Here is a 19,335-nt window from a genome sequence, read left to right on the forward strand (position 1 = left end):
CGATGCATTCCCACTCCATTGAACAGTGGACGCATGACCACGCCTTCCTGGGCGAGAAGCACGACGAGAACGAGCGGCGCACCTGGTTCGTGGTCGTCCTCACGCTGGTCATGATGGTCGGCGAGATCGTCGCCGGCACGCTGTTCGGCTCGATGGCGCTTTTGGCCGACGGCTGGCACATGGGGACGCATGCGGCCGCGCTGGGCATCGCCGCTTTCGCTTACCGTTTCGCGCGCCGGCACCTCGGCAATGCGCATTTCACCTTCGGTACCGGCAAGTTCGGCGATCTCGCGGCCTTTTCCAGCGCGATCATCCTCGGCCTGATCGCCATCGAGATCGCCTATGAGAGTGTGCTGCGGCTGATCACGCCAGTGCCGATCGTCTATGGCGAGGCGATCGCGGTCGCCGCGCTCGGTCTCTGCGTCAATCTCGTCAGTGCGTGGCTCTTGCGCGACAGCCACGATCATCACCATCACGGCCATGATCATGGGCACGGCGACGCGCATCATGATCACGACGATCACGACCACGACCATCGCCACCATCGCCACCATCATCACGACAACAATCTCCGCGCCGCCTATGTCCACGTCATGGCGGATGCCGCCACCTCGGTGCTGGCGATCGGCGCGCTCGCGGTCGCGATGTATTCGGGATGGGTCTGGGCCGACCCGGCCGTCGGCCTGATCGGCAGCGTCGTGATCGCGAGCTGGGCGTTCGGTCTGATCAAGTCATCCGGCGCGGTGCTGCTCGACGTTCGTGCCGACGAGAAGCTGGAGCGGGTGATCCGCGCGCGCATGGAGGTCGGCGAGGATCGCGTCACCGACCTGCATCTCTGGCAGATCGGTCCGGGTCATTGCGCCGTGCTGGTCTCGCTGGTGTCGGACAAGCCGAAGCAGCCCGCCGTCTACAAGAAGCGCCTCGCCGGCCTCAAGAGGCTCAGCCACGTCACGGTCGAGGTCGAGACTTGCCCACATTGACGTGATCCCAGCGAACGGAATTCAGCGGCACGGCCGGGGTTGATCCTCGGTCGCAGCCGCTCCAATCGCTTGCCCCAGGAGGGACCAAGATGATGCCCAGGCTCAAATTTGCTCTCGCCGTTGCCGCCCTCGCCTTGTCGGGCCAGGCCGCTGTCGCGCAGGCCGGCGTCGAAAAGCTCTACGTCCTCAATTGCGGCGAGGGCACCGCCGGCGACATCTCGCGCTGGACGCCCGGTCTCAACGAAGGCAAGACCATGGACTTCGCCGACAGCTGCTATCTGATCAAGCACGCCAAGGGCTGGTTCCTGTGGGACACCGGCATCGCGGACTCCGTCGCGGCCATGCCCAATGGCCTTGCGCCGGCCGATCCCAAGGCCGTGACCTGGCGGCGGCCGAAGACGCTTGCCGCACAGCTCGACCAGCTCGGCGTCAAGCCTGACGACATCAAGACGATGGCGGTCTCGCACACGCATCCCGACCATGTCGGCAATGTCGAACTGTTCCCGCAGGCGATACTCTACGTCCAGAAGGCCGAATATGACTGGCCCGGCGCCAACAACGAACCGCGGTTCAAGCCGTCGCATCCTGTCGAGCTGCTGACGGGCGACAAGGACGTGTTCGGGGACGGCAGCGTGACCATCCTCTCGACACCCGGTCATACGCCGGGACATCAGTCGCTGCTGGTGAAGCTGCCGAAGACCGGCGCGGTGGTGCTCTCCGGCGACGCCGTCCATTTCAGGGACAATTGGGACAACCGCCGCGTCCCCACCATGAACGCCAGCAAGGAGATGAGCGTGGCCTCGATGCAGAAGATCGCCGACACGCTCGACAAGGAGAAGGCGCAGCTCTGGATCAACCACGACAAGGCCCAGCGTGATGGCCAGAAGATGGCGCCGGAATTTTACGACTGAGATGCGTCACGCTCCTGCTGCCATGATGGTGGCAGCAGGGATGTGCTAGCCGCCCTCGAGGCTCCGAAACAGGAGACGAAGCGTGGGCGAGTGGCTCGGGGTTGCCATTGCGCTGCTATCGAGCAGCATCGGCGGCACCGCGGCCGCGATCACGCGCTATCTGGTCGGCGGGGCCGATCCCATCCTGCTTGCGATCCTGCGCTGGGGCATCGGCTTTCTCTGCCTGCTGCCGTGTGCGCTCGTGCTCGGCGTGCGCTGGCCGCAGCGCGCCGACTGGCCTTCCGTGGCGCTGCTCGGCATCTGCTTCTTCGGCCTGTTCTTCATCCTCTACAACATCGCAGTGTCCTACACGACCGCGGCTCGCGCCAGCCTGGCGCTGGCGACGCTTCCGCTCCACACCATGGTGGTCGGCGCGATCCTGGGCGTGGAGAGGCTGACAATGCGCAAGATCACGGGCGTTGCCATCGCCGTGCTCGGGGTCGCGGCGGCGCTGGCCGCGGGCCTGGCGCAGAGCCCGCCCGGCGCGTGGCGGGGCGAGCTGATCATGACCGGCGCGGTGTTCTGCATGGCCTTCTACAACGTGCTGTCACGGCCGCTGATGCAACGCTCCAGCGCGCTTGGCTTCCTCACGGTCGGCATGGGCTCGGGCGCCCTCGTGCTGGTGCTGGCGGGCCTGGCGAAGGGCAGCTTTGCCGCACTCGATCACTTCACGACGGGGCAGTGGATCGCCGGCATCTATCTCGGCGCCGGCGGCGGCGCGCTCGCCTTCATCCTCTGGGTCATGGCGCTGGCGCGGGCGACGCCGACCCGGGTCGCCAATACGATGACGGTCAATCCGATCGCCGCGACCTTGCTGGCGGCGCTGCTGATCGGCGAGCCGATCACGCCCAATCTTCTGGTCGGGCTGATCGCCGTGTTCGCCGGCATCTGGATCGCGACCAGCGAGGCGAAGACGAATTGATCAGCTCCGCGACGTGCGAAGGTTGAAATGTCGCTTCCAACGCAGCGTTCGTCGTGCCGGCATGCGCAGGCCGATGCAGAGCGCAATTTGGGCGATCCGGACGCCGATCTCCGCTGTTGCCGATGCTGTCTGGTTCGCCCGTGAGCAAGGCGGCCACGGAAACGGGCATTGCGGCAAGCGAGGTGCTGAGCGCGGCAGACGGCCTGTCGCGACAGGCCGAGCAGCTCACGAACGAAGTCGGCAGCTTTGTCGAGGACGTCCGGGCGGCCGGAGGCGCGATATGCTTTAGCGTGGGGCCGTGACCGGCGGCGGGCTCGTCTCCGGCGTCTTCTTCGGCTTCAGCGTGCCCGCATAGAACGACAGCAGCCACACCAGCAGGAGGGCGAGGAGATAGACGCCCCAGGCCTGCGGCGGCGTGGTCGCCCAGCGCAAAAGACCCTTGAAGGTGCGGGGCGGGCTGTTGTCATCGGTCATGGGCCGCTTGTGCGCGAAAGCGGCGGCGTGGTCAATCCGGCCGCCGCCCGGCGCGGATCAGGAACAGCGCCGCCAGCGCCGAGAGGCTGAGCGCGGAGGAGACGATCAGCACCTTGGCGCCCATGACGTCGATGAGCAGGCCGAAGGCCAGCGGCGCCGCCGCTTGCGCCATCCTTGCGGGGGCCCCGATGATGCCGAGGCGGTAGCCGAAGTCCTTGGGGCCGAAGATCGACAGCGGCAGCGTTCCGCGGGCGATCGTCAGGATGCCGTTGCCCGAGCCGTGGAGCAGCGCAAAGGCGCTTGCGCCGGCACCCCCGAAGATCGCCACGACAGCCGCTCCAATCGGATGGGTGAGGCAGGCGAGCCGGGTCGACCACAGCGGATGGAAGCGGCTGAGGAGGCCGGCTTCGAGGACGCGCGCGGCCACCTGGGCCGGGCCGATCAGCGCACCGGCCGCGATCGCCTCGACATGCGTCGCGCCGGCTGCTTCTGCGATGCGCGGGAAATGCACGGCCATCGCACCGGTGACGGTCCAGGCCGCGGCGAAGACGAAGGCGAGCAGGATCATGGTGCGGTCCAGCGGCACATGCGGCTTTTCCGCCGTCGCGGCCGCCTGCCTCGCCCCCTTGATCGCCGGCAGCACGAAAAAGTTGAGGGGAAGGCCGATCAGGATGTTGGCGGCGGCCCAGGCAAAGCAGGTCTCGCGCCAGCCGATATGGGCGAGGCCCCAGGCGGTGAGAGGCCAGCCGACTGTGGAGGCGAAGCCCGCCATCAGCGTGATGCCGGTGATGGGCCTGCGCGCCTCCGTGCCGTAGATGCGGCCCAGCGCAGCGAAGGCTGCATCGTAAAGCCCCATCGCCATGCCGATGCCGAGCACGAGCCAGGCAAACGCCATCACCGCGACGGATTGCGAGAGGCCGAGCAGGACGAGGCCGGCGGCGATGGTCAGGTTCGAGGCCGACAGCACCTGTCGTCCGCCGACCAGATCGATCTGCCGCCCGATGCGCGGGCCGAGCATGGCCGAGATCACGAGCGAGGCGGAGAACGCGCCAAAGACCCAGTTGGAAGAGACGCCGAGGTCGTGCGCCATGGGATCGGCAAGCAGCGCCGGCAGATAGTAGCTGGAGGCCCAGGCCAGGGTCTGCGTGGTGCCGAGCGCCAGGATGATCGGAAGCTGGCGCTGGCTCATCTGCGCATGCTTCCGATTTTGGCCGACCAATTGATCATCGCAGGCATTTGCCGCTCGCAGCGTGAACCCGTCAACCGCAGCCGCGGCATATTCGACCTGCGAAGGGCGGGAGCCTTGCGCACGGCCTGCGCGTAGCAAACGCCTTTCGCTCGTCACGAATGCGCGCCATAATGGCCTATGCAACTCAATTCCCGTCTTGCGCTGATGAACTGGCTGGCCGGCCAGGGGCTCACCGGCCTTCCCGAACCCGACCTGCTGCGTGGCTTCTGCGAGCGCTGCTGCGCCGAAGGGCTGGAACTCTCGCGCGGGCTCGTCGTCATCGACACCCTGCACCCGATCTATGAGGGCCGTGCCTTCCGCTGGAGCGATACGCCGAGCAACGAGAGCGACGTCGTCGAGTACGGCTCGACGGCGGAGGGCGATGCGGCCAAGAACTGGCGTCGCTCGGTGTTCTATCACTTGCTCGAGCATGGCGAAGACGAGATGGTGATCGATCTCGCCGACGCGCCCTCGCTGGATTTTTCGCAGATCGGCGAGCTCGCCGAAAACGGCCATCGTCACTATCTCGCCTTCGTGCACCGCTTCGGCGAGACCGGCGCGCTCGGACAGATGGATTGCCTCTACTCCTGCTGGACCACGCGGCGCGAGGAAGGGTTTCGCGATGCCGAGCTCGCCGCGATGCGCGATCTCGTGCCGGTGCTGGGGCTGGCGATCAAGTCGGCGCAGCAGGTCGACATCGTGCGCACGCTCGGCCGGGTCTATCTCGGCCGCGATGCCTCCGAGCAGGTGCTGCGCGGGCGCATCTCGCGCGGCGTGACCGAGCGCATCAACGCCGTGCTGTGGTATTCGGATTTGCGCGGCTCGACCCAGATCAGCGAGAGCATCGGACCGGACGAGATCATCCCGTTCCTCAACGACTACGCCCAGGCCGTGATCGACGCGATCCACGACGCCGGCGGTGACGTCCTGAAGCTGATCGGGGACGGCGTGCTCGCGATGTTCACCGGCGAGGACATGGCCGATGCCCGCCGCGCGGCGCTCCGCGCCGAGCATCTGTTGCGCAAGAACGTCGCGGCGCTGAACGTGCGTCGCACCGCCGACGGCCGTCCCACCACCTCGGCCTATATCGGCCTGCATGTCGGCGAGGTCTTCTACGGCAATATCGGCAGCGAGGACCGGCTCGACTTCACCGTGGTCGGCCCGACCGTGAACGAGGTCAGCCGCATCGCCTCGATGAGCCGCTCGGTCGACCGCGAGCTGCTGGCTTCAGCAGAGTTCTACAAAGGCCTCGATGCCGCCGGCCGGCGCTACCTCGTCTCCACTGGCCGCTATGCGCTACGCGGTATCGGTCGCGCCCAGGATCTCTACACGCTCGATCCGGAAGTCGACGCGAGCGAGCCGGTGACCGGGAGCTACGAGCGCTATCTGGCGAATTAGGCCCGCTGTCTCAACTTTGTAGCTAGCAGCGCGCTGCTGCTTCGTCCCCCACCATCGCCGGCTGCCGGTCGAGTGCCACCGCCGGTGACAGCAGGATCACCAGCGCCTGCGCGCCGAACACAGCCGCCGCGAGGTAGAGGCACGCTTCCGCGCTCCAGAGGCCGCCGACGATCGCGCCCAGCGCTGAGCCCAGCGGGCGGGCGCCATAGCTCATAATGTTGATGGCGGAGACGCGCCCCAAGAGGCGCGGCGGCGTCACCGACTGGCGCAAGGTCGTGGTCGAGATCACCCACAGGATCGGACCGACGCCGAGCAGGAAGAAGCTGAGACCCGCAAGCCAGGGCGAGGGGACGAGCACCGTCAGCGCCATCACCACGGCGGCGACGAAGCCGGTGACCGGGCCGAGGCCGACCACCGTGCCGAACGCGATGCGCTGCATCACGCGCGTGGCAAACAGCGCGCCGATCACCATGCCGACGCCGTACATCGTCAGCACGGTGCCGACGCCGGCGGCAGTCAGGCCGAGATGGCGTACGGCATAAGGCACGAACACGGCGATCTGGAGGAACCAGCCGGTGTTGAAGATGAACTGGGTGATGAACACCGGCCGCAGCAGCGGATGGTGAAACACGAAGGCTGCGCCTTCGCGGATGTCCTGGAACGGATGCCGCCGCGGGACGGACGCGCGCGAAGGTTCGCAAATGCCGGAGAGCAGCACGACCGCGATCGCCGACAGCGCCGCGGCAAAGCCGAAGGCCAGGCTCGCGCCCCACCAGCCCACCAGCGCGCCGCCGAGTGCAGGCCCGCTGGCAAAGGCGATGGTGCGCGCGAGCTCGATCCGGGCATTGGCCGCCGGCAAGAGGTCCGCGCTCACCAGCGAGGGCACCAGGGCCGGCGCGGCCACGCTGTAGACCACGGTGCCGCACACGGCGGCAAAGCCGAGCAGTGCCAGCAGCGGCAGATTGAGCGCGCCGAGCGCGAGCAGCAGCACGATCGCGGCGAGCGCGGCGGCCCGCAGGGCCTCGGCGGCCGCCATCAGCGAGCGGCGGGAGATGCGGTCGGCGAGCAGGCCGGCGGGAATGGCGAACAGGACGAAGGGCAGGGTGAGGGCGGTTTGGAGCAGGCCGGTCTGGCCTTCGGCGACGCCCAGCGTCAGCACCGCGACAATGGGGGCCGCCGCCAGCGCGATCTGCTCGGCCGACTGCGCCGCAAGATTGGACCAGGCAAGGCGGTTGAAGGTGTTGGGGAGGCGGGGCGGATTCGACATGGCTCATTTCCTGCAAAGTCGGATTGGCGCCAGTATCGGCCCTCGCGGCCAGCCAAACCCACCCGCTTCCCGACAAGCCCCGGGCGCAAACGGCCTACGGGAACCGATCGGGCTAGATGCAGTTGCAAATGAGTTGCAATAAGCTTCGACTTCGGTATTCTCACCGCATGGATGCCCGATCGCCCGACCTGACCTCCGACGCCGCCGGCTGGCGCGCCGATGCGCCTACCACCAAGAGCCTCGCCGAGGTGAATGGCACGGTTGCCATCCCCGCCGCGGCGGTGTGGTGGCGGCGGCTGCTCGCCTTCGTCGGGCCCGGCTATCTTGTCTCGGTCGGCTACATGGACCCCGGCAATTGGGCAACCGACCTCGCCGGTGGCTCCAAATTCGGCTACACGCTGCTCTCCGTCATCCTGCTCTCGAATTTGATGGCGATCCTGCTGCAGTCGCTGGCGGCGCGGCTCGGCATCGTCACCGATCGCGACCTCGCGCAGGCCTGCCGCGCGACCTATTCGCCGGCCGTGAACTTCCTGCTCTGGCTCGCCTGCGAAGCCGCGATCATCGCCTGCGATCTCGCCGAGGTCATCGGCACTGCGATCGCGCTGAAACTGCTGTTCGGCATTCCCCTGATCGGCGGTGCGCTGCTCGCCGCCCTCGATGCCTTCCTGCTGCTGCTCCTGATGAACCGCGGCTTCCGTTTCCTCGAAGCTTTCGTCATGGCGCTGCTCGCGGTGATCGCGGTCTGCTTCGCGGTCCAGATCGTCGCCGCAGCCCCGCCGATCGCGGAAGTGCTGCACGGCTTCGTGCCGAAGACCGAGATCTTCACCAATTCGGAGATGCTCTACATCGCAATCGGCATCATCGGCGCGACCGTGATGCCGCACAATCTCTATCTGCACTCCTCGATCGTGCAGACGCGCGCCTATGAGCGCGACGACGCGGGCCGCCGCGAAGCGATCAAATGGGCGACCACGGATTCGACGATCGCGCTGATGCTGGCGCTGTTCATCAACGCCGCGATCCTCGTCGTAGCTGCTGCGACCTTCCACAGAAGCGGCCATTCCGATGTCGCCGAGATCGGCCGGGCCTTCGAGCTGCTCTCGCCCTTGCTCGGCCTCGGCATCGCCTCGACGCTGTTTGCGGTGGCGCTGCTCGCCTCCGGCCTCAATTCGACGGTGACCGCGACGCTCGCCGGCCAGATCGTCATGGAAGGCTTTCTCGACCTGCGCCTGCCGAGCTGGGCGCGCCGCCTGCTCACGCGCGGCATTGCCATCGTCCCGGTGATCATCGTGACCGCGATCTATGGCGAGCGTGGCACGGCCGATCTGCTCGTGTTCAGCCAGGTCGTGCTGTCGATGCAGCTACCCTTCGCCGTCATCCCGCTGGTCCGCTTCGTCTCCGACCGCCGCAAGATGGGCAAGTTCGCGATACCCATGTCAGTTGCCGCGGTCGCCTGGATCGTCGCAGGCGTGATCGTGGTTTTGAACGCGAAGCTGCTGGCGGATACGCTGTTTAGCTGATCCAGGACCGCTGTCATCGCCCGCCTTGTGCGCGCTTGTGCACTGGGGCGGGCGATCCGGTATTCCAGCGACAGTTGTTGTTGATTCGAGAAGCCGGCGTACTGGATGTCATGACGACGAGTGTGTCGAGATCAGTCCTGCGGCTCGGTCGCCGTATCGCCTTGTGCGTCGATGCGCAGCCAGCCTGAGGGAGCGAGGCGCTGCTGCGGCAGGAAGCGGGCCTTGTAGTCCATCTTCTTGGAGCCCTCGATCCAGTAGCCGAGATAAACGTACGGCAGGCCTTGCCGGCGGGCGCGGGCGATGTGGTCGAGGATCATGAAGGTGCCCATCGAGCGGCTGACCTGGCTCGGGTCGAAGAACGAATAGACCATCGACAGGCCGTCGCTGAGCACGTCGGTGAGCGCGACCGCAATCAGCTCCTCGCCGCGGCCGGTGATGCCGCTGTCGGGGCCGCGCTTGCGGTACTCGATGATGCGGGTCTCGACATGGCTGTCCTCGACCATCATGGCGTAGTCGAGCACGGTCATGTCGGCCATGCCACCATGGCGGTGCCGGGCGTCGAGATAGGCGCGGAACACCGAATATTGCTCAGAGGTCGGCACCGCACTGCGCTGCTCGCCGATAATGTCGGCGTTGCGCGCGAGCACCTTGCGGAAGTTGCGTGAGGGACGGAACTCGTTGGCGATCACCCGGACCGAGACGCAGGCGCGGCACTGGTCGCAAGCCGGGCGGTAGGCGATCGATTGGCTGCGGCGGAACCCGCCATGGGTCAGAAGGTCGTTGAGGTCGCCGGCGCGGTCACCCACGAGGTGCGTAAACACCTTGCGCTCGTGCCGGCCCGGCAGATAGGGGCAGGGCGAGGGCGCCGTGAGGTAAAATTGCGGGGTATCGCGCGAGTGCTGGGTCAAGGGACGTCGTGGGCCTCCGAACTGGATCTCAGCATCGCGCTACCAAGGCTTCCGGTCAATCGGCCTGCGCGGCAGGACAGGTTCGCCAGACTAGCAGGCACATATTGCCAGCTCCTCACCATATGGCTCACAAGGTACTCACCAAGTCCTGGCCGCCTGCGACACCGGCGCGCGGACGGAATTGTTGATGACGACCGTTCCCAAGACGAAATCGTGCAACAGACGCCGGCGGCCGTTGAACAGGCCGACCAGCACCACGAAGGGCGACAGGAACGAGACGGTGACCCAGAACAGCACGGCGTGGGTGGCGCCGAGCACGAAATAACCCGGCGCGCCGTACCAGGTGCGCAGTTCCAGATCCATCACGCGCATGCCGATCGTCGCCGAGGACGGACCGCCGATGCAGGCGCCATAATAGACGATGGCCCAGATCACCGAGGCGGGCCAGGCCAACCAGAACAGCGCCCAACCCAGGCCGAGCGTCACCAGGCCGAACAGCGCGATGAAGAGGTAGCCGAGGATGACAGGCACCGCGATCACGATCATGTCGATCAGGAAGGCAAACACCCGCCGCGTCGCGACGCCGCGGAACAGTTCCGGATGCAGATAGGGATCATAGGCGTGCGGCTGGACCGCGCCGTCATTGCGCCAGGCGCCGCCGTCATTTGGCGAACCCGAAGAATAAGACATGAGCTTCCCTTCCGCTTTCGGCTCTCTCACCCGCAGCACATGGGAACAGTCCGGCCACACGCCAAGGCTGTTGGCTCCTCATGAGCGCAAAATATTCCGGCGATTCGGCGGCCGAGGGCGCTTGCGCGCTCCGCGATTTGCACCATGCTGGGCGGCAGGACCCGCACAGAGACACTTTCGATGGACCGTCAGCTCGAACTACGTTGCCGCTGCGGCGGAGTCCGTGCCGTGGTCACGCGCGTGTCGCCGCGGACCGTCAATCGTGTGGTCTGCTACTGCGACGACTGCCAGGCCTTTGCCCACCAGCTCGGCCGCGCCGATCTGTTGAATGCGAAAGGCGGCAGCGACATTGTCCAGATCGCGCCGTCGACGCTTACGTTTGTGCAGGGACAGGATCGGATCGCAGGGCTGCGACTGAGCCCGAAGGGCCTCTATCGCTGGTATGCAAGCTGCTGCAACACACCCGTTGGCAACACGCTCTCGCCGAGCGTTCCCTTTGTCGGCATCATCGCCGAGGCGTTCGCGGGCGGCACGCCGGCAGTGGACGATGTCGCGGGAGCGCCGATCGGCGCCATTCTCGGCAAGTACGCGGTCGGCGGGCCGCCCGCGGGCTCAACGGGACTTAACGTCTCCATCATCCTGCGCGCCATCGGCAAGGTGCTTGGCTGGAAGCTGCGGGGAAAGACATGGCCGCACCCGTTCTTCAAGCGCGAGGCACGCGAGCCGATCTATCCGATCACCGTGCTGTCGCGCGAGCAACGCGAGGCGCTGCGTCCCTTATGTGGGCCTCAGCCGGCGCCGCAAGCGGCGGGGTGAGTGTTGCAGCGTTGCGCAACTCCGCGCTCGTGTCCCGGACAAGCGCCGCAAAGCGGCGCGCAGAGCCGCGACCCAGAAGGCCAGAAGCGAGATCGCGGTGAGATGGGCCCCGGCTCTGCAACGCATCACGTCGCAAGAGCGCCGGGCTGCATTGCGTCCGGGGCACGAAGGAACCGTTGCGTGGGCAAAGGCGCCTAGCGCCGTGCCCACGATTGCTCGGCCTCGCGCGATGTTGGTGGTCACGCCTCCGCCTTCGCTCTTCCAGCTACGGCGGACAAGTCGCTTTGCCCAGCCCACGAGACCTACGTTTGCGTGCGCAGCTTCTCGGCCGCCTTCGGCGCGAAATAACTGAGGACGCCGTCGGCGCCGGCGCGCTTGAAGGCGAGGAGGCTCTCCATCATCGCGCGCTCGCCGTCGAGCCAGCCGTTGCCGCTTGCCGCCGCGATCATCGCGTATTCGCCGGAGACCTGGTAGGCGAAGGTCGGCATCGCAAACGTGTCCTTCACGCGGCGGACGACGTCGAGATAGGGCATGCCGGGCTTCACCATCACCATGTCGGCGCCCTCGGCGATATCGAGCTCGATCTCGCGTAGCGCCTCGTCGGTGTTGGCGCTGTCCATCTGATAGGTGCGCTTGTCGCCGGTAAGTGTCTTGGCGGAGCCGATGGCGTCGCGGAACGGGCCATAGAAGGCGGAGGCGTATTTTGCCGCATAGGCCATGATCTGCACGTCGAGCAGCCCGGCGCGATCGAGCCCCTCGCGGATGGCGGCGACGCGGCCGTCCATCATGTCCGAGGGCGCGATGATGTCGCAGCCGGCCTCGGCCTGCACCAGCGCCTGGCGCACCAGCACGGCGACCGTCTCGTCGTTCAAGATCTTGCCGTCGGAGATCAGGCCGTCATGGCCATGGCTGGTGAACGGATCGAGGGCGACGTCGCAGAGGATGCCGAGGTCAGGGAATTCCTTCTTGATCGCGCGCACCGCCTTGCAGACCAGATTATCCGGATTGGTCGCTTCAGAGCCTTCCTCGTCGCGCAAGGACGGATCGGTGTAGGGAAACAGCGCGATGCAGGGGATTGTCAGCTTCATCGCGCGCTCGGCCTCGCGCAGGGCCTGGTCGACGCTGAGGCGGTCGACACCCGGCATTGAGGCGACCGGCTCGCGCTTGTTGTTGCCGTCGATCAGGAACAGCGGCCAGATCAGGTCGTCTGTGGTGAGCACATTCTCGCGCACCATACGCCGGGCCCATTCGGCCTTGCGGTTGCGGCGCGGGCGGACGGTCAGATCGAGGGCATGGGGCGACGAGGTACCGGTCCCGCGCGACACCTCGCGCAATTCGATCGGACGTCCGTATTTGATCGCCATCACTCTTCCTCCGGCTGGAATTATTCTTATACCAGCTCGCATGGTTCCTGCCACCGCGGCTTGACCTGCCGCAATGGATGGCAGCCGATTGATTTTGCGGGGCAAAGCAGCCAGAAGGGGGCATGTCCGAGATCTCCACCCGTGAAGCGGCCCGCGACAGCGCCCTTGCCAGGGACGCTGCCCGCGACCATGCGATCTCCGTCGCGGCGATCTCGTCGGACCGATCCGAGTCCGACGACAATGTCTGGACGCGCCGGCTCGTGCTGTTCCTGCGGGTGATGGCGCTGCTCTCGATCCTGAAAGGCCTCTATCACTGGGCGCAGGTGACCGGCTTCGTCGGTGGCGAGGACGAAGCGTTCGAGAATCAGGCGATGGCCTGGCAGGCCGCGACCGTCTACTTCGCCGTGATCGAGCTCGTCGCTGCGGTCGGTCTGTGGCTGGCAACGCCGTGGGGCGCGGTGGTGTGGCTCACCACCGTGGTGTCGATGGCGGTGATCGAGCTGATGTTCCCCGGCATCTACGGAGGCAGCCTGATCGTCGTCGGGGCCGAGGCGTTCATGCTCGCCGCCTATCTCGCGCTCGCCTGGATGGCCGCACGCGAGCGGCCGCCGTAGCGGGACGTCGTCGCCGATATCGAAATACTGTCGTGCCCCGGACGCAATGCAGCACGCCGCGTTTGCGGCGTGGTGCATTGCAGAGCCGGGGCCCATGTCTCCTCGATCTCGTTTGTGGCTTGCTGGGTCCCGGCTCTGCGCTTCGCTTGTCCGGGACACGAGAGCTTTCACGCGCGATTGGTTGACGCTGGATGCCTAAAATTCGCGGTAAGTTTTCATTGACCAGTCTGTTCCGCCACAGCTGTTACGCAGCCGTTTCGAAACGGGGCGGGGCTGTTCTGGAATGCGACAGATGTGGCGGACGGAGGGTGAACAGGACCTTGCGAAGGTCAACAGAGGGTTGCGAAAAGTCCTTGTGGCACAGGCTTAATCCGCAATTCACTGTCTTAAATTCATGATCTCTTTATTCTCTTATTTAAGCCGATCTTCAAACGCCCCCCTTAAGTTGCCCCTATCAGGCGGGACACAAGTTTCGTCGAATAAGTGTCGATAAAAACGACAACAGGGGAAGTGTCATGATGAAAGCCGTCGCAACTGCGGCAGATACGGCAGAGCGCGTCTCCGGCCAGCAAGGTTCGGTGCAGTCGCTCTATCTGGAAGCTTTGACTCTGGTGGAGCGGCTGCATCGCCGTCTCCTCGACGTCATCAAGGACGAGTTCGATCGCCGCGGCCGCGCGGACATCAATTCGGTGCAGGCGCTGTTGCTCTACAACATCGGCGACAAGGAGCTGACCGCTGGCGAGCTGCGCACGCGCGGCTACTATCTCGGCTCCAACGTCTCCTACAATCTGAAGAAGCTCGTCGAGCTCGGCTTCCTCGATCATCAGCGCTCCCGCGTTGATCGCCGCTCGGTGCGCATCCGCCTGACCCCGCAGGGCCAGGAAGTCCGCCGCATCGTCGACGCGCTCTATCAGAAGCACGTCAAGACGGTCGAGCAGGTCGGCGGCATCTCGGGCGAGGAGTTCTCCACGCTCAACAAGTCGCTGCACCGTCTCGAGCGGTTCTGGACCGACCAGATCCTGTACCGGCTCTGAGTTTTCCGAGGGATCAAGGCCAAGCCGGCCCGCAACAAGACCGGCAAGCCTCCCGAACGTGCCTCAACTTCCCCAAGCGCGCCGGCCCGGCTTCCCGCCGGACCGGTGCGTTTTGCTTTTGTGCGCTTGCGAAAAAAATCGGCCGGCGCGGCGGAACCACGGTCAGGCTCAGCGCTTATCTCCTTCAGATCGGAGAAATGTCGATGCTGGTCGAGCGCGGGCTTCAGGCGATGAACGTGGAACTCGTGAGCGAGGCCTACGCCATTGCCGCGAATTACCTGCGCCGTTCCGGCGCGATCCCCGACTCCCTCGTTACCGACGAGCGCCTGCTCGGGATCATCGTCAAGCTGCTCCAGCACGGCGAATTCAACAAGATCAGGCTCGCCAACAAGGCCATCGTCCGGTTCGAGGCCGAGGCGCGCGCGGTTGCCTGATCAAACCTCCCCGAAATTGGAAGAACCAGAGGGTGCCATGGAAGCTGCCATCGATCGCATCATGCAGACCTATGACCTGCTCGCCAACCGCACCGCTGCGGCCAGCGAGGAGGCGCGCATGAAGGTGACGAACTACCTCAATATTCTGGTGGAAGCCGGCGAGAAGGACACCCACAGGTTGACGGTATGCGGCCTGACCTATCTGCGCCAGCTCGACGGCAGCGTGGACCCGGTGAAGGCGGGATATACCGGACTTTAAGGGGGCGATCTGGCCCTCATCGGTTTGGACCGGCATGGTGGATTCAAGGTCCAAAGCGGCCTCTTCGGACAGATCGGCAAGGGAGCGGTTTCATAGAAGTCGCCTTGGGGCGGAAAACCTTCAATCCCCACCATATCTTGCATAAATATCGAGCCCGACCCGCAAAAGCTTGGCCTATTGCGGGCGATGTGGTAGATCGCGCGTGCTTCCGATCGTCACACCAGACCCGCCCGTAGCCTGCCAAAAGGCTGCGGCGGTGGAGATATTCGCAAGATGACCCTCGCCAAAACCGCCTCTGCGCCCGATTCGTTTTTCACCGCCTCGCTCGAGCAGGCCGATCCGGAAATCGCCGCCGCCATCAAGGGCGAGCTCGGCCGGCAGCGCCACGAGGTCGAGCTGATCGCCTCCGAGAACATCGTCAGCCGGGCCGTGCTGGAAGCGCAGGGTTCGGTGATGACCAACAAGTATGCAGAGGGTTATCCGGGCGCGAGGTATTATGGCGGTTGTGAGTGGGTCGACGTCGCCGAGAACCTCGCGATCGATCGCGCCAAGAAGTTGTTTGGCGCCAACTTCGCCAACGTGCAGCCGAACTCCGGCAGCCAGATGAACCAGGCGGTGTTCCTGGCGCTGCTGCAGCCGGGCGACACCTTCATGGGTCTCGATCTTGCCGCCGGCGGCCATCTCACCCATGGCTCGCCCGTCAACATGAGCGGCAAGTGGTTCAAGGCCGCGCACTACACCGTGCGCCGCGAGGACCAGATCATCGACATGGACGCGGTCCAGAAGCAGGCTGAAGAGGTCAAGCCGAAGCTGATCGTCGCCGGCGGCTCGGCCTATTCGCGCGCCTGGGACTTCAAGCGCTTCCGCGAGATCGCGGACAGCGTCGGCGCATACCTCCTGGTCGACATGGCCCACTTCGCGGGCCTCGTCGCCGGCGGCGTGCATGCTTCGCCAGTGCCCCATGCCCACGTCACGACGACGACGACGCACAAGTCGCTGCGCGGTCCGCGCGGCGGCCTGATCCTCACCAACGACGAGGTGCTCGCCAAGAAGCTCAACTCGGCGATCTTCCCGGGTCTGCAGGGCGGCCCGCTGATGCATGTGATCGCGGCGAAGGCGGTCGCCTTCGGCGAGGCGCTGCGTCCGGACTTCAAGGTCTATGCGAAGAACGTCGTCGAGAACGCCAAGGCGCTGGCCGAGGCGATGAAAGAGCCACGGCTTCGACATTGTCTCGGGCGGCACCGATAACCATCTGATGCTGGTCGACCTGCGGCCGAAGGGCCTGAAGGGCAATGTCTCGGAGAAGGCGCTGGTTCGCGCCGCCATCACCTGCAACAAGAACGGCATTCCGTTCGACCCCGAAAAGCCCTTCGTCACCTCGGGCCTGCGTCTCGGCACGCCTGCGGCGACGACCCGTGGCTTCGGTGTCGCTGAATTCCAGCAGGTCGCAGGAATGATCGCCGAGGTCCTCAACGCGATCGCACAGTCCGACGACGGCAAGGCGCCGCTGGTCGAGGCAGCGATCAAGGAACGGGTCAAGGCGCTCACCGACCGGTTCCCGATCTACCAGTAAGGTCAAGGCAAACGGATGCGCTGCCCGAACTGCAACAGTCTCGATACGCAGGTAAAGGACTCGCGTCCGACCGAGGATTCTTCCGTCATCCGCAGGCGGCGCGTGTGCGTCGCCTGCAATTTCCGCTTCACCACCTTCGAGCGCGTGCAGCTGCGCGAGCTCACGGTGATCAAGCGCAACGGCCGCCGCGTGCCGTTCGACCGCGACAAGCTGATGCGCTCGGTGCAGATTTCGCTGCGCAAGCGGCAGGTCGAGCCGGAGCGGGTGGAGAAGATGGTCTCCACCATCGTGCGCGAACTCGAGACCGGGGGTGAGGCCGAGATCTCGTCCGAGGTGATCGGCGAGACCGTGATGGAGCATCTGCGCACGCTCGACGACGTCGCCTATGTGCGCTTCGCTTCCGTCTACCGCAATTTCCGCGAGGCCAAGGATTTCGCCGACGTGCTCGGCGAGCTCTCCGGTGAGGAGGAAGCGCGGCTCGCCGCGATCCGCAAATGATCTTCCGCATCCTGGAAGATCAGTTCGCGCAGAAGGCCCGCGAGGCCAAAGACGCCGATCGACGCTTCATGGAGCTGGCGCTCTCGCTCGGCCGGCGCGGGCTGGGGCGCACCTGGCCGAACCCGGCCGTGGGCGCCGTCATCGTCAAGGATGGCGTGATCGTCGGCCGCGGCTGGACCCAGCCCGGCGGACGGCCGCATGGCGAGCCTGAAGCGCTGCGGCGCGCCGGCGAGGCGGCGCGCGGCGCCACACTCTACGTCACGCTGGAGCCGTGCTCGCATTTCGGCAAGTCGCCGCCGTGTGCGGACGCAGTGATCGCGGCCGGCATCAAACGGGTGGTGGCGGCGATCGAGGACCCCAATCCGGAAGTCGCAGGCCAAGGCCATGCGCGGCTGCGCGCCGCCGGTATCAAGGTGGATGTCGGCCTGTGTGCGGCGGAGGCCGCGTTCGATCACGCCGGTCATTTCCGCCGTATCCGCGATCACCGTCCGCATGTGATCCTGAAGCTCGCGGTCTCGCCCGACGGCAAGATCGGCGCAGCCGGCGGCAAGCCGGTCGCGATCACCGGCGATGCCGTGCGCGACCGCGTGCATCTCTTGCGCGCGCAGAGCGACGCCATCCTGGTTGGCATCGGCACGGTGCTGGCGGACGATCCGCAGCTCAACTGCCGCCTCCCGGGCATGGCGGCGCGCTCGCCGGTGCGCGTGGTGCTGGACCAGAGCCTGCGGATTCCCGCATCGAGCCAGCTCGTGCGCTCGGCGCGCGAGACGCCGCTTTGGGTGGTGGGCTCGGAGCTTGCCGAGGCGGCGGCCGCGACGCGGCTTGGCGCAGCCGGCGCGCAGATCATTCGCGTCGCCGCGGGCAGCGCGTCCGGGCTCGATCTTCCCCCCGTGCTGCATGCGCTGGCCGAGAAGGGCATCTCGCGGCTGATGGTCGAGGGCGGCAGCCGCGTCGCGGCGTCTCTTGTGGCGGCCGACCTCGTCGACGAGATCTGGCTGTTCCGCGGGGCGGAAGCGGTCGGTGCCGACGGCGTGGATGCGCTCGATGCAATGCCCCTGTCGAAAATCACGCAGTCGCAGGCCTACAAGGTTCGTGCTAGCGAGACCTTCGACAAGGATACTCTCACCATCTACGAGCGCGCCTAACATGTTCACCGGCATTGTCACCGATATCGGCGAGATCGTCGGCTTCACGCCGACGGCGCAGGGCCAGCTGCACCGGCTGCGCATCGCCTGCAGCTATGATCAGACCACCATCGCCGACGGCGCCTCGATCGCCTGCAACGGCGTCTGCCTGACCGTGGTCGCTTCCGGCGGCGCAGGCGGCAAAACCTGGTTCGACGTCGATGCCGCCGCCGAGACCTTGGCGCTGACGACGGCCAAGCACTGGAAGGTGGGCACGCGGCTGAACCTCGAGCGTGCGCTGAAGATTGGCGATGAGCTCGGTGGCCATATCGTCGCGGGCCATGCCGACGGCATTGCAACCCTCGTCAGCCGTGAGGACTTGCCTGACATGGCGCGGTTCGAGCTCTCGACCACGCGGGAGCTGGCGCGGTTCATCGCCAGCAAGGGCTCGGTCACCCTCGACGGCGTCTCTCTGACGGTCAATACCGTGAAGGACGTGACCTTTTCGGTGCTGATCATCCCGCACACGCTTGATGTCACGACCATCGGCGGCTGGAAGGCGGGCGACGAGGTCAATATCGAGGTCGATCTGATGGCCCGCTACGCGGCGCGGCTGACGGAAATGACGGCGTAGCCGTCATTCCGGGATGGTCCGCAGGACCAGACCCGGAATCTCGAGATTCCGGGTTCGGCTCTTTGAGCCGCCCCGGAATGACAGCGCTTTAAAACTTGGCTTATAGGCCTGCGGCGACTACATAGCGCCAACCCCAGAATAGGACGGATTGACCAATGGCAGATGCGCGGCGCGCACCCCTGAAGGACCAGACCGACATCTCCGGCGCGCGCGCGCTGATTGTCGAGGCGCGGTTCTATGACGATCTCCAGGACGCGCTGCTGGACGGCGCGGTCGCCGAGTTGAAGGCGGCCGGCCTGACCCATGACGTCATCACGGTTCCTGGCGCGCTGGAGATCCCGGCGGCGGTGGCGATCGCGGTCGATGCGGCGGCGGCGAACGGCAATCCCTATGACGCGGTGATCGCGCTCGGCTGCGTGATCCGCGGCGACACCATCCATTTCGAGATCGTCTCGCAGGAATCCTCGCGCGCGCTGATGGACCTCGCGGTGGCGCGCAAGCTGCCGCTCGGCAACGGCATCCTCACCGTCAACAATGAGGATCAGGCCTGGGCGCGGGCGCGCGCCAGCGAGCTGAACAAGGGCGGCGACGCCGCGCGCGCCGCGCTTGCGATGCTGCGCATCAAACGCCGTCTGGCGCGGGCCTGAG

General features: G+C 66.0%; 20 protein-coding genes and 1 pseudogene. 15 read left to right on the forward strand and 6 right to left on the reverse strand.

Annotation, left to right across the window (positions count from 1 at the left end):
* Nucleotides 1-2: 2 nt before the first annotated feature.
* The 3 genes from dmeF to ACVWY3_RS08850 all read left to right on the forward strand — a co-directional run bounded on the left by dmeF (nucleotide 3) and on the right by ACVWY3_RS08850 (nucleotide 2,852).
* Nucleotides 3-980: a CDF family Co(II)/Ni(II) efflux transporter DmeF gene (gene dmeF, locus ACVWY3_RS08840; RefSeq protein WP_456838104.1), complete on the forward strand. Its 978-nt coding sequence runs from the start codon at nucleotides 3-5 to the stop codon at nucleotides 978-980.
* 89 nt (nucleotides 981-1,069) lie between these two features.
* Nucleotides 1,070-1,891 carry an N-acyl homoserine lactonase family protein gene (locus tag ACVWY3_RS08845; protein WP_456838105.1) on the forward strand — a complete coding sequence of 274 codons (822 nt, stop codon included), beginning with the start codon at nucleotides 1,070-1,072 and terminating at the stop codon, nucleotides 1,889-1,891.
* Between the two features lie 82 nt (nucleotides 1,892-1,973).
* A complete protein-coding gene (locus ACVWY3_RS08850; RefSeq protein ID WP_456838106.1) occupies nucleotides 1,974-2,852 on the forward strand; it encodes a DMT family transporter in 879 nt (292 codons plus the stop codon).
* 285 nt (nucleotides 2,853-3,137) lie between these two features.
* On the opposite strand, the gene ACVWY3_RS08855 is transcribed toward ACVWY3_RS08850, so the two are convergent.
* The gene (locus ACVWY3_RS08855) at nucleotides 3,138-3,326 is read right to left on the reverse strand and encodes a hypothetical protein (protein WP_456838107.1); all 189 of its coding nucleotides are present in this window, start codon (nucleotides 3,324-3,326) and stop codon (nucleotides 3,138-3,140) included.
* 31 nt (nucleotides 3,327-3,357) lie between these two features.
* Nucleotides 3,358-4,515 (reverse strand): MFS transporter, encoded by a 1,158-nt coding sequence (locus tag ACVWY3_RS08860; RefSeq protein WP_456838108.1) that lies wholly within the window; start codon nucleotides 4,513-4,515, stop codon nucleotides 3,358-3,360.
* A gap of 177 nt (nucleotides 4,516-4,692) precedes the next feature.
* Between ACVWY3_RS08860 and ACVWY3_RS08865 the strand changes: the two genes are divergently transcribed.
* A complete protein-coding gene (locus ACVWY3_RS08865) occupies nucleotides 4,693-5,952 on the forward strand; it encodes an adenylate/guanylate cyclase domain-containing protein (RefSeq protein WP_456838109.1) in 1,260 nt (419 codons plus the stop codon).
* 22 nt (nucleotides 5,953-5,974) lie between these two features.
* On the opposite strand, the gene ACVWY3_RS08870 is transcribed toward ACVWY3_RS08865, so the two are convergent.
* Nucleotides 5,975-7,219, reverse strand: a complete 1,245-nt coding sequence (locus ACVWY3_RS08870) for an MFS transporter (protein WP_456838110.1) — start codon at nucleotides 7,217-7,219, stop codon at nucleotides 5,975-5,977.
* 167 nt (nucleotides 7,220-7,386) lie between these two features.
* Here ACVWY3_RS08870 and ACVWY3_RS08875 point away from each other — a divergent pair, with 167 nt between their 5' ends.
* Nucleotides 7,387-8,739: an Nramp family divalent metal transporter gene (locus ACVWY3_RS08875; RefSeq protein ID WP_456838111.1), complete on the forward strand. Its 1,353-nt coding sequence runs from the start codon at nucleotides 7,387-7,389 to the stop codon at nucleotides 8,737-8,739.
* A gap of 131 nt (nucleotides 8,740-8,870) precedes the next feature.
* Here the strand turns inward: ACVWY3_RS08875 and ACVWY3_RS08880 are convergent, their stop codons facing one another.
* Complete coding sequence (locus tag ACVWY3_RS08880) at nucleotides 8,871-9,647, reverse strand: arginyltransferase (protein ID WP_456838112.1); 777 nt, start codon at nucleotides 9,645-9,647, stop codon at nucleotides 8,871-8,873.
* A gap of 138 nt (nucleotides 9,648-9,785) precedes the next feature.
* On the reverse strand, nucleotides 9,786-10,337 hold the full coding sequence (locus ACVWY3_RS08885; RefSeq protein WP_456838113.1) for an RDD family protein: 552 nt from the start codon (nucleotides 10,335-10,337) through the stop codon (nucleotides 9,786-9,788).
* 180 nt (nucleotides 10,338-10,517) lie between these two features.
* Here ACVWY3_RS08885 and ACVWY3_RS08890 point away from each other — a divergent pair, with 180 nt between their 5' ends.
* Nucleotides 10,518-11,153, forward strand: coding sequence for a DUF6151 family protein (locus ACVWY3_RS08890; RefSeq protein ID WP_456838114.1), 636 nt, complete (start codon nucleotides 10,518-10,520; stop codon nucleotides 11,151-11,153).
* Nucleotides 11,154-11,455: 302 nt separating this feature from the next.
* On the opposite strand, the gene hemB is transcribed toward ACVWY3_RS08890, so the two are convergent.
* Entirely contained in the window at nucleotides 11,456-12,517 is a 1,062-nt protein-coding gene (hemB, locus tag ACVWY3_RS08895; RefSeq protein ID WP_456838115.1) for a porphobilinogen synthase, read from the reverse strand.
* A 122-nt stretch (nucleotides 12,518-12,639) separates the two neighbouring features.
* On the opposite strand from hemB, the gene ACVWY3_RS08900 reads away from it, so the two are divergent.
* The 9 genes and pseudogenes from ACVWY3_RS08900 to ribH all read left to right on the forward strand — a co-directional run bounded on the left by ACVWY3_RS08900 (nucleotide 12,640) and on the right by ribH (nucleotide 19,334).
* A complete protein-coding gene (locus ACVWY3_RS08900) occupies nucleotides 12,640-13,131 on the forward strand; it encodes a DUF6163 family protein (RefSeq protein ID WP_456838116.1) in 492 nt (163 codons plus the stop codon).
* A gap of 515 nt (nucleotides 13,132-13,646) precedes the next feature.
* On the forward strand, nucleotides 13,647-14,165 hold the full coding sequence (gene ldtR, locus ACVWY3_RS08905) for a transcriptional regulator LdtR (protein ID WP_018320040.1): 519 nt from the start codon (nucleotides 13,647-13,649) through the stop codon (nucleotides 14,163-14,165).
* A gap of 203 nt (nucleotides 14,166-14,368) precedes the next feature.
* Nucleotides 14,369-14,599, forward strand: coding sequence for a hypothetical protein (locus tag ACVWY3_RS08910; protein ID WP_456838117.1), 231 nt, complete (start codon nucleotides 14,369-14,371; stop codon nucleotides 14,597-14,599).
* 37 nt (nucleotides 14,600-14,636) lie between these two features.
* Nucleotides 14,637-14,858, forward strand: coding sequence for a hypothetical protein (locus tag ACVWY3_RS08915; RefSeq protein WP_027559576.1), 222 nt, complete (start codon nucleotides 14,637-14,639; stop codon nucleotides 14,856-14,858).
* 273 nt (nucleotides 14,859-15,131) lie between these two features.
* Nucleotides 15,132-16,431 (forward strand): annotated as a pseudogene (gene glyA / locus ACVWY3_RS08920) (serine hydroxymethyltransferase).
* A gap of 15 nt (nucleotides 16,432-16,446) precedes the next feature.
* The gene (nrdR, locus tag ACVWY3_RS08925) at nucleotides 16,447-16,929 is read left to right on the forward strand and encodes a transcriptional regulator NrdR (protein ID WP_011087793.1); all 483 of its coding nucleotides are present in this window, start codon (nucleotides 16,447-16,449) and stop codon (nucleotides 16,927-16,929) included.
* On the forward strand, nucleotides 16,926-18,074 hold the full coding sequence (gene ribD / locus ACVWY3_RS08930) for a bifunctional diaminohydroxyphosphoribosylaminopyrimidine deaminase/5-amino-6-(5-phosphoribosylamino)uracil reductase RibD (RefSeq protein ID WP_456838118.1): 1,149 nt from the start codon (nucleotides 16,926-16,928) through the stop codon (nucleotides 18,072-18,074). Before nrdR ends, ribD begins: the two co-directional genes overlap by 4 nt.
* A gap of 1 nt (nucleotide 18,075) precedes the next feature.
* Nucleotides 18,076-18,687 carry a riboflavin synthase gene (locus ACVWY3_RS08935; RefSeq protein WP_456838119.1) on the forward strand — a complete coding sequence of 204 codons (612 nt, stop codon included), beginning with the start codon at nucleotides 18,076-18,078 and terminating at the stop codon, nucleotides 18,685-18,687.
* A 155-nt stretch (nucleotides 18,688-18,842) separates the two neighbouring features.
* Nucleotides 18,843-19,334 carry a 6,7-dimethyl-8-ribityllumazine synthase gene (gene ribH, locus ACVWY3_RS08940; RefSeq protein WP_456838120.1) on the forward strand — a complete coding sequence of 164 codons (492 nt, stop codon included), beginning with the start codon at nucleotides 18,843-18,845 and terminating at the stop codon, nucleotides 19,332-19,334.
* The last annotated feature ends 1 nt before the right edge of the window (nucleotide 19,335 follow it).

The sequence above is a fragment of the Bradyrhizobium sp. USDA 4486 genome (assembly GCF_054057995.1).

Excerpts from the sequence above, each read along its gene's own strand:
- ACVWY3_RS08915 (WP_027559576.1), top strand. The coding sequence starts at position 14,637 with ATGGAAGCTGCCATCGATCGCATCATGCAGACCTATGACCTGCTCGCC.
- ACVWY3_RS08910 (WP_456838117.1), top strand. The coding sequence starts at position 14,369 with ATGCTGGTCGAGCGCGGGCTTCAGGCGATGAACGTGGAACTCGTGAGC.
- ldtR (WP_018320040.1), top strand. The coding sequence starts at position 13,647 with ATGATGAAAGCCGTCGCAACTGCGGCAGATACGGCAGAGCGCGTCTCC.
- ACVWY3_RS08875 (WP_456838111.1), top strand. The coding sequence starts at position 7,387 with ATGGATGCCCGATCGCCCGACCTGACCTCCGACGCCGCCGGCTGGCGC.
- ACVWY3_RS08890 (WP_456838114.1), top strand. The coding sequence starts at position 10,518 with ATGGACCGTCAGCTCGAACTACGTTGCCGCTGCGGCGGAGTCCGTGCC.
- nrdR (WP_011087793.1), top strand. The coding sequence starts at position 16,447 with ATGCGCTGCCCGAACTGCAACAGTCTCGATACGCAGGTAAAGGACTCG.
- ACVWY3_RS08865 (WP_456838109.1), top strand. The coding sequence starts at position 4,693 with ATGCAACTCAATTCCCGTCTTGCGCTGATGAACTGGCTGGCCGGCCAG.
- ACVWY3_RS08855 (WP_456838107.1), bottom strand. The coding sequence starts at position 3,326 with ATGACCGATGACAACAGCCCGCCCCGCACCTTCAAGGGTCTTTTGCGC.
- ACVWY3_RS08935 (WP_456838119.1), top strand. The coding sequence starts at position 18,076 with ATGTTCACCGGCATTGTCACCGATATCGGCGAGATCGTCGGCTTCACG.
- ACVWY3_RS08870 (WP_456838110.1), bottom strand. The coding sequence starts at position 7,219 with ATGTCGAATCCGCCCCGCCTCCCCAACACCTTCAACCGCCTTGCCTGG.
- ribD (WP_456838118.1), top strand. The coding sequence starts at position 16,926 with ATGATCTTCCGCATCCTGGAAGATCAGTTCGCGCAGAAGGCCCGCGAG.
- ACVWY3_RS08900 (WP_456838116.1), top strand. The coding sequence starts at position 12,640 with ATGTCCGAGATCTCCACCCGTGAAGCGGCCCGCGACAGCGCCCTTGCC.
- ACVWY3_RS08885 (WP_456838113.1), bottom strand. The coding sequence starts at position 10,337 with ATGTCTTATTCTTCGGGTTCGCCAAATGACGGCGGCGCCTGGCGCAAT.
- ribH (WP_456838120.1), top strand. The coding sequence starts at position 18,843 with ATGGCAGATGCGCGGCGCGCACCCCTGAAGGACCAGACCGACATCTCC.
- dmeF (WP_456838104.1), top strand. The coding sequence starts at position 3 with ATGCATTCCCACTCCATTGAACAGTGGACGCATGACCACGCCTTCCTG.
- ACVWY3_RS08860 (WP_456838108.1), bottom strand. The coding sequence starts at position 4,515 with ATGAGCCAGCGCCAGCTTCCGATCATCCTGGCGCTCGGCACCACGCAG.
- ACVWY3_RS08845 (WP_456838105.1), top strand. The coding sequence starts at position 1,070 with ATGATGCCCAGGCTCAAATTTGCTCTCGCCGTTGCCGCCCTCGCCTTG.
- hemB (WP_456838115.1), bottom strand. The coding sequence starts at position 12,517 with ATGGCGATCAAATACGGACGTCCGATCGAATTGCGCGAGGTGTCGCGC.